General features: G+C 70.1%; 10 protein-coding genes. 5 read left to right on the top strand and 5 right to left on the bottom strand.

Features of this window, described 5'->3' with window-relative positions; all coding sequences use genetic code 11:
- A partial coding sequence (locus ACRDP3_RS15420; protein ID WP_431517509.1) for a transglycosylase domain-containing protein occupies positions 1–2382 on the bottom strand: 2382 nt, incomplete at its 3' end.
- Between the two features lie 275 nt (positions 2383–2657).
- Here ACRDP3_RS15420 and ACRDP3_RS15415 point away from each other — a divergent pair.
- Genes ACRDP3_RS15415 through ACRDP3_RS15405 form a run of 3 tightly spaced genes read left to right on the top strand, consistent with a single transcriptional unit; the run spans position 2658 to position 5274 of the window.
- On the top strand, positions 2658–3467 hold the full coding sequence (locus ACRDP3_RS15415) for an ABC transporter permease (protein WP_431517508.1): 810 nt from the start codon (positions 2658–2660) through the stop codon (positions 3465–3467).
- A gap of 55 nt (positions 3468–3522) precedes the next feature.
- On the top strand, positions 3523–4287 hold the full coding sequence (locus tag ACRDP3_RS15410; RefSeq protein ID WP_431517511.1) for an ABC transporter permease: 765 nt from the start codon (positions 3523–3525) through the stop codon (positions 4285–4287).
- Between the two features lie 27 nt (positions 4288–4314).
- The gene (locus tag ACRDP3_RS15405; protein ID WP_431517507.1) at positions 4315–5274 is read left to right on the top strand and encodes an ABC transporter ATP-binding protein; all 960 of its coding nucleotides are present in this window, start codon (positions 4315–4317) and stop codon (positions 5272–5274) included.
- Between the two features lie 323 nt (positions 5275–5597).
- On the opposite strand, the gene ACRDP3_RS15400 is transcribed toward ACRDP3_RS15405, so the two are convergent.
- Complete coding sequence (locus ACRDP3_RS15400; RefSeq protein ID WP_431517510.1) at positions 5598–6896, bottom strand: SGNH/GDSL hydrolase family protein; 1299 nt, start codon at positions 6894–6896, stop codon at positions 5598–5600.
- A gap of 223 nt (positions 6897–7119) precedes the next feature.
- Between ACRDP3_RS15400 and ACRDP3_RS15395 the strand changes: the two genes are divergently transcribed.
- Positions 7120–8451, top strand: coding sequence for a DUF445 domain-containing protein (locus ACRDP3_RS15395; RefSeq protein ID WP_431517506.1), 1332 nt, complete (start codon positions 7120–7122; stop codon positions 8449–8451).
- A gap of 56 nt (positions 8452–8507) precedes the next feature.
- On the opposite strand, the gene ACRDP3_RS15390 is transcribed toward ACRDP3_RS15395, so the two are convergent.
- The 3 genes from ACRDP3_RS15390 to ACRDP3_RS15380 all read right to left on the bottom strand — a co-directional run bounded on the left by ACRDP3_RS15390 (position 8508) and on the right by ACRDP3_RS15380 (position 10061).
- On the bottom strand, positions 8508–8897 hold the full coding sequence (locus tag ACRDP3_RS15390; RefSeq protein ID WP_431517505.1) for a hypothetical protein: 390 nt from the start codon (positions 8895–8897) through the stop codon (positions 8508–8510).
- A 139-nt stretch (positions 8898–9036) separates the two neighbouring features.
- Complete coding sequence (rph, locus tag ACRDP3_RS15385; RefSeq protein ID WP_431517504.1) at positions 9037–9762, bottom strand: ribonuclease PH; 726 nt, start codon at positions 9760–9762, stop codon at positions 9037–9039.
- Positions 9763–9827: 65 nt separating this feature from the next.
- Positions 9828–10061, bottom strand: a complete 234-nt coding sequence (locus ACRDP3_RS15380) for a glucose PTS transporter subunit EIIB (RefSeq protein WP_431517503.1) — start codon at positions 10059–10061, stop codon at positions 9828–9830.
- 273 nt (positions 10062–10334) lie between these two features.
- Between ACRDP3_RS15380 and ACRDP3_RS15375 the strand changes: the two genes are divergently transcribed.
- Entirely contained in the window at positions 10335–11735 is a 1401-nt protein-coding gene (locus tag ACRDP3_RS15375) for a PTS transporter subunit EIIC (protein ID WP_431517502.1), read from the top strand.
- Positions 11736–11761: the final 26 nt, after the last annotated feature.

The following is an 11761-nucleotide window of genomic DNA, read 5'->3' as shown; positions in this document are numbered from 1 at the left end:
GTCGGTGGGCTGGCTCGTCGGGCCGCTGGGAGGCCGCTGGGAGGTGCCGGGGTCGGAGGGCGGGGCGCTGGTGGTGGGGCTCTCTGACGGCGGGGCGGTGGGGATGTCGGCGTCGCCGCCCGTCTCGAGGTCGAAGTCGCGTACCGGCTGGCCCTTCAGGGCGGCCTTGGTGTAATCGCCCCAGATCTGTGCGGGGAAGCCGCCGCCGTTGATCCGCTTCAGGCCGGCGGCGCCGTACAGCGGCTGCTGCACTCCGGTCGTGGAGTTCTGGCCCATCACGCTGATGACGGTGGCCAGTTCGGGGGTGTAGCCCGCGAACCAGGCGGCCTTGTCCTCTTCCGCGGTGCCGGTCTTCCCCGCGGCGGGGCGGCCGGCGCTCTGGGCGGCGGTACCGGTGCCGTTGCGCACCACGTTGCGCAGTACGGCCGTCGTGGCGTCGCTGGCGGCGCGCGGCACCGCCCGCTTGACCTCGTGGTCGGGGAGGTCGATGACCTCCCCGCCGCGGGTGGCCTTCTCCACGAGGCGGTAGTCGGCGTGTTTGCCGTGGTTGGCGAGTGTCGCGTACGCCTCGGCCATGTCGGTGGCGGAGGCGGTGGCGACGCCGAGGGCGATGGAACCGTCCTCGGGCATGTTCGGTGTCTTCTCGGGGAGGCCGAGGTCGATGGCGGTCTGCTTGACCTTCTTGAAGCCGACGTCGACGCCCATCTGCGCGAAGACGGAGTTGACTGACTTGTCCATGGCCTCGGAGACGGGGATCCGGCCGTAGGACTTGTGGTCCTCGTTCTCCGGGGCGTAGCCGGTGCCCTGGCCGTCGCTGATGACTTCGCGCTTGTTGGTGCCGTCGTAGAGGGTGCCGGCGGTGATGGGGTTGCCGTCCTGGGTCTTGGAGTCGTTCTGCAGGGCGGAGGTGAACAGGAACGGCTTGAAGGTGGAGCCGACCTGGTAGTCGCGGCGGGTGGCGTTGTTGACGAACTGCTTGGTGTAGTCGATGCCGCCATACATGGCGACGATCTTCCCGGTCTGCGGGTCGACCGAAGTGCCGCCCGCGCGGACGTACTTGTCCACCTTGCGGTCCTTGTCCAGCTTGGACATCAGCTGGTCGTCGACGGCCTCGCGCATCGCCTTCTGCCGCTTGGGATCGAGGGTGGTGGTGATGCGGAAGCCGCCCGCGGCGAGCCGCCGTTCGTCCACGATCTCGTTGTCGATCAGGTAGTTCTTGACGGCTTCGACGAGGTATCCGCGCTGCCCCGACATGCCCGTGGAGGGCTTGTCACGGCCGGGGTCGGGGAACGTCATCGAGTCCCGCTTCGACTCGGTCAGCCAGCCTTGCTTGACCATGCCGTCCAGCACGTAGTGCCAGCGGGCGACGGCGCGCTCGCGGTTCTCGGGATGGGCCTGAGTGTCGTAGGCGTTGGGCGAGTTGACGAGGGCGGCGAGGTAGGCGCCCTGCGCGGTGCTGAGGTCGCCGATGTCCTTGCCGTAGTAGGCCTGGGCGGCGGCCTGGATGCCGTAGGCGTTGCGGCCGAAGTAGCTGGTGTTGAGGTAGCCCTCGAGGATTTCGTTCTTGCTCACCTCGTTGTCCAGCTTCAGGGCGATGAAGAACTCCTTGGCCTTGCGGGTGAGGGTCTGGTCCTGGTCCAGGTAGTAGTTCTTCACGTACTGCTGGGTGATCGTGGAGCCGGACTGTTTGCCGCCGCCGGTGAGCATGTTCCAGCCGGCGCGGATCATGGCCTTGGGGTCGATGGCCGACTCGTGGTAGAACGCGCGGTCCTCGGCGGCCAGTACGGCGTGCTGGGTGACGCGGGGAACCTGGGAGAGGTCGACGTTCTCCCTGTTCACCTCACCCTGGCGGGCGATCTGGGAGCCGTCGGAGTAGAGGTAGACGTTGGTCTGGGCGGCTGCCGCCTTGTTCGGCGAGGGGATGCTGACCAGCAGATATCCCGCGACGAGCGCGCCGGTGAGGAGGACGAGCAGGAGCAGTACTCCACCCAGCACCCCGCGCCAGGTCGGGATCAGCCGCCGCAGGCCGGTCCTGCGGCGACCGACCGCGGCTGCGCCGGGTCCGTCGGACGGCGGCCTCGAGCGAACTGCGGACGCCGTCTCGGGAGCCGTGGTCGTGGCCGGCACCACCGGCAGCGGGGCGGTGGCCGGCTCCGGGATCCTGGCCGGCTCCGCGGGCGCGGCTTTGACCGGCTCCGGCTCCGACTCCGGCTCGGACTCCGACTCCGACTCCGACTCCGATTTCGCCTCGGACTTCGGCTTCGGCTCAGACTCCGTGACCGGCTCCGTGAGCGGCGGGTCCTCGGCCTCAGGCTGCCCTGGGCGGGACTGCTCGGGGCGGGGCTCCCGGCCCTCGTCCTCGCTCTTCGGCTGGTCACTCATGTCTGCTGGGACTCCTCGTCCAGTATCGGGCGATTCGTGTGGTACGCCCCATAAAACACTCTCGCGTCAAGAGAGCCGTCCACCGGGACCGCCATCCGCCGGGCACCGGCCCCGCCAGGGACTGTACGTGCCGAGGTCCGGCGGCCGTACACCCGATAACCGTTGGCTGCCCGCTCCAGCGGAAGCTAGGCTCTCTCCCTTTGGTCTCGCGTCGGTCTCGCGTCGTTCTCGCGCGGGAAGTTCTACTGGGGAAGACGGAGGAGGACAGCAAAAGGATGCGTCTGTCCGGCCTCTATTTCGCCGTGACGGCCAGCAGTTTCCGCCGCTACGCCACCTACCGGGTCGCGACCGCCGCCGGCGTCTTCACCAACACCGTCTTCGGTTTCGTCCTCACCTACACCTTCGCCGCGCTGTGGAGCGAACAGCCGCACCTGGGCGGCTACGACCAGGCGCAGGCCCTGACGTTCGTGTGGACGGGACAGGCGCTGCTCGCGGCGGCGGCGCTGATCGGCGGCGGCTTCCAGGAGGAGTTGCAGGAGCGCATCCGCAGCGGAGACGTGGCGGTCGACCTCTACCGGCCCGCCGATCTTCAGCTGTGGTGGCTGGCGGCCGATCTGGGGCGGGCGGCCTTCCATCTGCTGGGCAGGGGCATCGTGCCGCTGGCCGTCGGTGGATTCTTCTTCGAACTGGCCCTGCCCACTTCGCCGTTGACCTGGGCAGCCTTTCTGGTCTCGGTCACCCTCGCCGTCGTCGCGAGCTTCGGACTGCGCTATCTCTTCGCGCTGAGCGCCTTCTGGCTGCTCGACGGAACCGGTCTGAACACGCTGAGCACCCTGCTGAGCATGTTCTTCTCCGGGATGCTGCTGCCGCTCACCGTCTTCCCGGGAGCCTTCGGCGAGTTGGTGCGCCTGCTGCCGTGGGCGGCGACGATGCAGGTCCCGGCGGACGTGCTGCTGGGCGAATACCACGGGGCCGGGGTGCTGGCCGCGTTCGGCTTCCAGGCGGCGTGGGTCGTGGCGCTGCTGGGAGCGGGCCGGCTGCTGCAGTCGCTGGCCACCCGCAAGGTGGTGGTCCAGGGTGGCTGAGACCCGCTTCGCGCAACTGTGCTGGGGTGTGCGCGCGTACGGCTTCATCGCGGCCATGTGGGTGCGCTCGACCATGACTTACCGGGCGTCGTTCGTGATGATGGCCGCGGCCAGCTTCGTCACCTCCCTGCTCGACTTCGTCGCCATCACGATCATGTTCTCGCACATCGACGCACTCGGGGGCTTTTCGCTGCCCGAGATCGCCCTGCTCTACGGCACCTCCGCCACCTCGCTGGGCCTGGCCGATCTGCTGCTGGGCTCTGCCGCCCGGGTCGGCTCGCGGGTGCGGGACGGGACGATGGACACCATGCTGGTGCGGCCCGTGCCCGCCCTGGCGCAGGTCGCGGCGGACCGGTTCGCGCTGCGCCGGCTGGGGCGCATCACCCAGAGCGCGCTGGTGCTGGGCTGGGCCCTGACCCGGGTGGACATCCACTGGTCGCCGTGGACGCCGCTCGCACTGGCGGCGATGCTGCTGAGCGGCGCCGCGATCTTCGGTGCGGTCATCGTGCTGGGCGGCGCGTTCCAGTTCTGGGCGCAGGACGCGGCGGAGGTGCAGAACGCCTTCACCTACGGCGGCGCGACGCTGCTGGAGTACCCGCCGACGATATTCGCCAAGGACCTGGTGCGCGGGGTGACCTTCGTGATCCCGCTCGCCTTCGTCAACTGGCTGCCCGCGCTACGGCTGTTGGGCCGTGACGATCCGCTGCGGCTGCCGGGCTGGCTGGACTTCGCCGGGCCCGCGGTGGCGGCGGCCTGCTGCGCGGTGGCCGGCCTGGCGTGGCGGACGGGACTGCGCGCGTACCGCAGTACGGGCAGCTGAGCGGGAGATGACCTGGAGGGGCGGGAGATGACCGAGGACTTCATCGTGCTGGAGGACCTGGAGAAGGTCTTCCAGGTACGCCGGAAGGCGGGGCCGCTGCGCCGGAGCCGGCACGAGGTTCGCGCCGTGGACGGGATCTCCTTCAGCATCCCGCGCGGCGCGATGGTCGGCTACATCGGGCCCAACGGCGCCGGGAAGTCGACCACCATCAAGATGCTCACCGGCATCCTCACCCCCAGCGGCGGCCGGCTGCGGGTGGCGGGAATCGATCCGTCCCGGGAGCGGACCCGGCTGGCCCGGCGGATCGGCGTCGTCTTCGGGCAGCGCACCACGCTGTGGTGGGACCTGCCGCTGCGCGACTCCTACGAGCTGGTGCGGCGCATGTACCGCATCCCCGAGTCCCGCTACCGGGCGAATCTCGACCGCTGCGTCGAACTGCTGGACCTCGGCGCGCTGCTCGATGTGCCGGTGCGGCAGCTGTCGTTGGGACAGCGGATGCGCGGCGACATCGCGGCGGCGCTGCTGCACGACCCCGACGTGCTCTATCTGGACGAGCCGACGATCGGGCTCGACGTGGTCAGCAAGGCGACGGTGCGCCGCTTTCTGAGCGACCTGAACGCGACGGAGGGCACGACCGTACTGCTCACGACACACGACCTGACCGACATAGAGCAGCTGTGCGAGCGTGTGATGATCATCGACCATGGCCGCCTGATGTACGACGGCGCGCTGGCCGGGCTGCACGAGGTGGGCGAGAGCGAGCGGACCCTGGTGGTGGACCTGGAACGGGAGTTGCCGCCCATCGAGGGGATACCGGGGGCCCGGACCGTACGGACGGAGGGGCCGCGCCAGTGGCTCGCCTTCCCCGCGTCGGCGAGCGCGGCACCGGTCGTCTCGGCCGTCGCCGCGGGGTATCCGCTGGTGGACCTGTCCGTACGCGAGCCGGCCATCGAGGACGTCATCGCCCGCCTCTACTCGGGCCGCTGACGCGGCCGGGCCTACGGCCGGGTTGGAGGCGCGAGCCCGCAAGCCCCCGGGCAGGGACCCCTGGGGGCACGCCCCCTGGCTGCGCCGGGGAGACCCCCACCCGGCTCAGTCAGGGGGATGAGCCAAGGGCGGAACCACCCTGCGGCCCGAAGGCTCAAGCGCTGGGGCCACCGGGTCCCGGGCCACAACCCTGGGCACAGGTCGCAAGGCCGCAGGCCCGGGGGCGCCGGGGCGAGAGCCCCGGCAGCGGGCCAGGGCCGCAGGCCCGGGGGCAGGGGGCCCCGGAGGAGCCAGGGGAACCGGGAAATCCGGTCCGCCGGGACCTACAGCTTGGCCGGCGACGACCCCTTGAGCATCTTCAGGTCCAGCGACTGCGCCATCGCGCGGTAGCCGTTGTCGCTCGGGTGCAGGTGGTCGCCGGAATCGTAGGCCGGGCGCAGCCGGTTGGGGTTGGCCGGGTCGCGCAGCGCCGCGTCGAAGTCCACGACGTCGTCGAAGACCTTGCCGTCCCGGATCTGCTCGTTGACCTGCTGGCGGGTGGCGTCCAGCTCCGGGCGGTACCCGCGGTGGCCGCCGAACGGCGTGAGCGTGCCGCCGACCACGCGGAGGCCGCGCCCGTGGGCTTCCTTCACCAGCTGCCGCAGCCCGGCCACGATCTCGTCGGCGTCGTGCTCCCGGGGCGGCTTGATGATGTCGTTGAGACCCATCTCGATGACGACGGCCTTCACGCCCGTGTGGGAGAGCACGTCGCGCTGCATCCGGGTCAGGCCGCTGGGGCCGTTGTTGGGCGAGTAGCGGGGGCCGTCGACGAGGACGCGGTTGCCGCTGATGCCTCCGTTGAGCACGCTGTAGTGCGGTGCGTCGCGTTCGGTGCGCATGCGTTCGGCGAGGAAGTCGGTCCAGCGGCGGTTGGCGCCCGGGCTGGAGGTGATGCCGTCGGTGATGGAGTCGCCGAGCACGGCGACCGCTCCGCGGGTCTCGGAGCTCCAGACGTCCACCGCGGTGAGGTAGCGCCAGTAGGGGCTCTGCTCGGTGAAGGCGGTGCCTGCCGTCTCGTCGGCCCGGTCGCCCTCGGCGACGTAGCTGGTCTGCCGCGCGTAGGGGTGGTAGGTCACCGGACCGGACGGCTTCGGGGAGTACGTGGTGACCAGCAGGTCCGCGGCGTCGGGGACGTTGAGCCGGGCGGCGTCGCTGGTGACCGAGGAGCCGGGGGGAATGGTCACCGAGCGGGAGTTGTCGAAGGTCAGCCGGCGCATGGAGCCGGTCGCCGCTGTCGGGTTGCTGGGCGCGGCGGCGAGGGCGATGGTCGCGTGGGTAACGGTCAGCGGCCGGGTGCCGTAGAGGTTGGACAGCCGGATCCGGGCGCCGGTGCCGCCGACGGAGGTGTGCACCACGTTCCGTATGGACATCTTCGCGAAGCCGTTGCGGGTGTTCGGTTCGGCCGCTACGGCGGGGGCGGACCAACTGCCCACCCAGACACCGGAGGAGGCGGGTGACGCGGGGTTGCGCGCGCTCGAGGAGGTGCCGCCCAGGCCGTCGTCGTCGCTGCCGACGCCGATGAAGACGGCGGTCGAGATGAGCACGACGATCGCCGCCAGTCCGGCCAGCAAGGCATAACCCATGTTTCTGGTCACGCGCGGTGTATCTCCTCGGGCAGGCGGAGCCCATGGCTCCGGGTGGTCGCGGTGGCATGATCCCACGATGAGGACGCGGCCCTCCCCTGGGGGCGGCCGGCCCGGCGGGGGACGGCGTCCCGGAGAGACAGACGCCGGAATCCCGGGCCGCGTTCCACCTTTCAGGCACCTTGGGACACTGTAGGGGGGACAGGCCGAACGGTGGAGCGGAATGGATCGGGCGAAAACGGGCGAGATCGCTGCCGGGAACGACAGCGGAGTGAGAGCGATCACCGGCGGGATCGGCACGTTCACGGCGGCCGACGAGGAACGGCGCCGTGGTGTGCGCCGGATGAAGACGATCGCGACCGGCGCGCTGCTGATGATGGCGACGGTGTTCGTGCTGGCGAAGTGGGCGCAGCACGCGGGCGCGGGCGGCTGGACCGGCTATGTCGCGGCTGCCGCCGAGGCCGGGATGGTGGGTGCGCTGGCGGACTGGTTCGCCGTGACGGCTCTCTTCCGGCGGCCGATGGGGCTGCCCATTCCGCATACCGCCATCATTCCCACCAAGAAGGACCAACTCGGTCAGACCCTGGGCGACTTCGTGGGCGAGAACTTCCTCTCCGGCGACGTGGTCCGCAGCCGGCTGCGGGCGGTGGGCATCGGCAGCCGGCTGGGCGCCTGGCTCGCCGAGCCGGAGCACGCGGACCGGGTGACGGCGGAGCTGGCCACGGCGCTGCGCGGCGCGCTCGCCGTGCTGCGGGACTCCGATGTGCAGGCGGTGGTGGGTGAGGCGGTCACGCGGCGGGCCGACGCACAGGAGATCGCGCCCGGCCTGGGGTCGATGCTGGAGAAGGTGGTGGCGGACGGCGGCCACCGGCGCGTGGTCGATCTGGTGTGCGTACGGGCCGCGGAGTGGCTGGAGCTGCACAGCGACTCCGTCATGGATGCCGTGACGGGTGGCGCGCCCGGCTGGACGCCCCGGTTCGTGGACCGGAAGGTCGGCGACCGCGTCTACCGCGAGCTGCTGCGGTTCGTGACCGAGATGCGGGACATGCCCGGACACCCGGCGCGCGGCGCGGTGGACCGCTTTCTCACCGACTTCGCGACCGACCTGCGGCGGGATCCGGAGACCCGGGCACGGGTGGAACGGCTCAAGAGTGAGGTGCTGGGGCGCGGCGAGGTGCAGGACCTGATCGCCTCGACCTGGGCGGCGGTGCGTTCGATGATCGTCGGAGCCGCCGAGGACGAGCGCAGTGAACTGCGGGTACGGGCGCGGGCGTCACTGCTGTCGCTGGGGAAGCGGATGGCGGAGGACGAGCGCCTGCGCGGCAAGGTCGACGGCTGGGTCGAGGGCGCGGCGGTGTACGTCGTCACGACCTATCAGGAGGAGATCACCTCACTGATCACCGAGACGGTGGCGGGCTGGGACGCGGAGCACACCTCGAAGAAGATCGAGGCGCACATCGGCCGCGACCTCCAGTTCATCCGGATCAACGGCACCGTGGTGGGCGCTCTCGCGGGCCTCGCGATCTACACGGCGGTCGGGCTGCTCGGAGGCTGAACGAGCAGCCCGGCAGCCCCGGCAGCCCGCGACGAGCAGCCCGGTGGCCCGCGCCGTCAGCTCGGCTTGCAGACCTTGGTCAGCTCCTTGGCCGACGAGCCGACCGGGCCGAGGTTCAGCGGGCGGCCCGCGTCGAGGTCCTTCTGGGAGTTCTCGACGGCCTTGTTCATGTCGTCGACCGCCTTGCTGACGTCGGCGTCGCCCGTGTCCTTGTCGATCTTCTCGAGGTTCTTGTCGATGCGGTTCAGCGACTTGCGCGCCTGCTCCGGGTTCTCGACGGAGCCGTCCGCCACCGCCTGCTGGAGGTCGCTGACGGACTTGGAGACGGTGACGGCGGTGTTGGCACAGCTGAGCGCCTTGTCCACCGCGCTGCAGCCGGTCAGGGCCGATGCGGCGAGCGCGGTGGTGCCGAGGGCGGCGGCGAGCAGGGGGCGGCGCACAGGCATCCTCTTCCTGGTGAATGGACGGGCCGCACGGCATGACCCGCGCGGCCCGTACCTCTTATGACGTGTCGAGCATGCGCAAAGTTTCCCCGCGCGGCGCTCGATTTTCCAGTCGTGTGCCGGTCTTGCGTACGTGCCCGGTTCAGCCGCCGAGCGACTGCCGCTGGGCGCCGTCCAGTTCGGCACATCCCTTGACCGCGAGATCGAGCAGACCGTTGAGTTCCTCACGGGCGAAGGGCTCACCCTCGGCGGTGCCCTGCACCTCGATGAAGCGGCCGTCGCCGGTGCAGACCACGTTCATGTCGGTCTCGGCGCGTACGTCCTCCTCGTAGCACAGGTCCAGCAGCGGTGCCCCGTCGACGATGCCGACGGAGACTGCGGCGACCGTCCCGGACAGCGGCTTGGCCTTGCTCTTGATGATCTTCTTCTCCTGCGCCCAGCTCACGGCGTCGGCCAGCGCGACGTAGGCGCCGGTGATCGCCGCGGTGCGGGTGCCGCCGTCGGCCTGGAGGACGTCACAGTCGAGCACGACGGTGTTCTCACCGAGCGCCTTGCCGTCCACGACCGCCCGCAGCGAGCGCCCGATCAGACGGGAGATCTCATGGGTGCGGCCGCCGATCTTGCCGCGTACGGACTCGCGGTCCCCACGGGTGTTGGTGGAGCGGGGAAGCATCGCGTATTCGGCGGTGACCCAGCCCTGGCCGCTGCCCCGGCGCCAGGGCGGCACGCCTTCGGTGACGCTGGCGGTGCACAGGACTCTGGTGTCGCCGAAGGAGACCAGGACGGAGCCTTCGGCGTGCTTGCTCCAGCCGCGTTCGATCGTGATGGAGCGCAACTGGTCGGCCGTGCGGCCGTCGATACGAGACATGGGTGCGAGCCTAGCCCGTCAGCGGAAACACTCGTTCCGGTCAACGGCCGGAAGCGCGACGACCGTCATTTCATGTCTTCGATCTCTCCCGCGATCAGGTCGGCGTCGGTCCCGATGACGACCTGGACCGCCGTGCCCATCCTGACGACCCCGTGCGCACCGGCGCCCTTCAGCGCGGCCTCGTCGACGAGCTCGGGGTCCTCGACCTCGGTACGGAGCCGGGTGATGCAGCCCTCGACCTCGGCGATGTTGTCGATGCCGCCGAGCCCGGCGACGATCTTCTCAGCCTTGCTGGCCATGTCTCACTCCCGATGTCCGGCACTGTCCCGACCCACTCCCCGGCAGAGGTCTACGCCAGTATGCGGCAACTTTCAGAACTGGATGCGCGCGGGGTCGGCGATGGCGAAGTTCTCCCGTTGCCGGGGTACATACCACGTTTTTCCGGACAGCGAAAAGCTGCGCATTCCGTCTGCCACTGCCAACATGCTAAAAGAGGTCTGAACCACTGACGGGAAATGCTCTGCGCAGCCCCCGGAGAGGCCCGAGGTCACCTGGACCACTGGAGGAAGTTGATGTCCACCGCAAGCGTCGCCCGTACGAAGGGCCGGGGCTCGGGCGCGATGGGTGTCGCCCAGCGCATCGGCCGCAGCCTCATGCTGCCGATCGCCACCCTGCCGGCGGCCGCCCTGATGGTCCGGCTCGGCCAGCCCGACATGCTCGGCCGCCCGGGTCTCCCGGACTCCCTGAACCGCGTCGCCGAGTTCCTCGCGAAGGGCGGCGGCGCGCTGATCGACAACATGCCGCTGCTGTTCGCCGTAGGCATCGCGGTGGGTTTCGCGAAGAAGTCGGACGGCTCGACCGCCCTGGCGGCCGTGGTCGGCTACCTGGTCTTCAAGAACGTGCTGGGGGCCTTCACCGACGGAAACCTCCCCAAGGTCCCCAAGGTCGTCGGCGGCAAGGTCGCCCAGGTCGCCGCGCCGGTGGACGCGGGCGTGCTGGGGGGCGTGGTGATGGGCCTCGTCGTCGCCCTGCTCTACCAGCGCTACTACCGCAAGAAGCTCCCCGACTGGCTGGGCTTCTTCGGCGGCCGCCGCCTCGTCCCGATCCTCTCCGCCTTCGCGGGCCTCTTCCTCGGCGTCATCTTCGGCTACATCTGGCCCGTGCTCGGCAGCGGACTGCACAACTTCGGTGCGTGGCTGGTCGGTTCGGGCGCCGCGGGCGCGGGTGTCTACGGTGTCGCCAACCGGGCCCTGATCCCCATCGGCATGCACCACCTGCTCAACGCCTTCCCCTGGTTCCAGGCCGGTTCCTACAAGGGCCAGCACGGCGACATCGCCCGCTTCCTGGCCGGGGACCCCAGCGCGGGACAGTTCATGACCGGCTTCTTCCCGATCATGATGTTCGCCCTGCCCGCGGCCTGTCTCGCGATGTACCACTGCGCGCGCCGGGACCGGCGCAAGTTCGTCGGCGGCCTGATGCTCTCCCTCGCGCTCACCGCCTTCATCACCGGCGTCACCGAGCCGATCGAGTTCTCGTTCATGTTCATCGCGCCGGCGCTGTACGCGATCCACGCGCTGCTGACCGGCGTCTCGATGGGACTGGCCTGGGCGCTCGGCATGAAGGACGGCTTCGGCTTCTCGGCCGGTGCGATCGACTTCGTGCTGAACCTGGGCATCGCGACCAACCCGTGGGGCCTGATGCTGCTCGGCCTGGTCTTCGGCGCGCTCTACTACGTCGTCTTCCGCGTCGCCATCATCAAGTTCGACCTCCCCACGCCGGGCCGTGAGCCCCAGGAGCCGGAGGAGGAGGAGGAGGAACGGGAGACGACCGCCGTGAACACGGGCAAGGTCCCGGAATCGGTCGCCGTCAGCGTCCCGAACACGGTCACCGGCAAGTCGACTGACAAGGATGACCAGAAGGAGAACGAAAAGGGGGACGACGAGGGCAAGGACGAGACCAAGGCCCCGATCTGAGGATCGTCCCGCCCGCGCGCCCGCTG

This window comes from Streptomyces sp. (genome assembly GCF_050698815.1).
Classification (GTDB): Bacteria; Actinomycetota; Actinomycetes; order Streptomycetales; family Streptomycetaceae; genus Streptomyces.
Note: the sequence above shows the minus strand (reverse complement) of the source record. Positions and strands in the feature narration are given on the sequence as shown.

Coding starts and splice junctions, on each gene's coding strand:
- ACRDP3_RS15395 (WP_431517506.1), top strand. CDS start 7,120: ATGGATCGGGCGAAAACGGGCGAGATCGCTGCCGGGAACGACAGCGGA.
- ACRDP3_RS15415 (WP_431517508.1), top strand. CDS start 2,658: ATGCGTCTGTCCGGCCTCTATTTCGCCGTGACGGCCAGCAGTTTCCGC.
- ACRDP3_RS15380 (WP_431517503.1), bottom strand. CDS start 10,061: ATGGCCAGCAAGGCTGAGAAGATCGTCGCCGGGCTCGGCGGCATCGAC.
- ACRDP3_RS15410 (WP_431517511.1), top strand. CDS start 3,523: ATGTGGGTGCGCTCGACCATGACTTACCGGGCGTCGTTCGTGATGATG.
- rph (WP_431517504.1), bottom strand. CDS start 9,762: ATGTCTCGTATCGACGGCCGCACGGCCGACCAGTTGCGCTCCATCACG.
- ACRDP3_RS15390 (WP_431517505.1), bottom strand. CDS start 8,897: ATGCCTGTGCGCCGCCCCCTGCTCGCCGCCGCCCTCGGCACCACCGCG.
- ACRDP3_RS15405 (WP_431517507.1), top strand. CDS start 4,315: ATGACCGAGGACTTCATCGTGCTGGAGGACCTGGAGAAGGTCTTCCAG.
- ACRDP3_RS15400 (WP_431517510.1), bottom strand. CDS start 6,896: ATGGGTTATGCCTTGCTGGCCGGACTGGCGGCGATCGTCGTGCTCATC.
- ACRDP3_RS15375 (WP_431517502.1), top strand. CDS start 10,335: ATGTCCACCGCAAGCGTCGCCCGTACGAAGGGCCGGGGCTCGGGCGCG.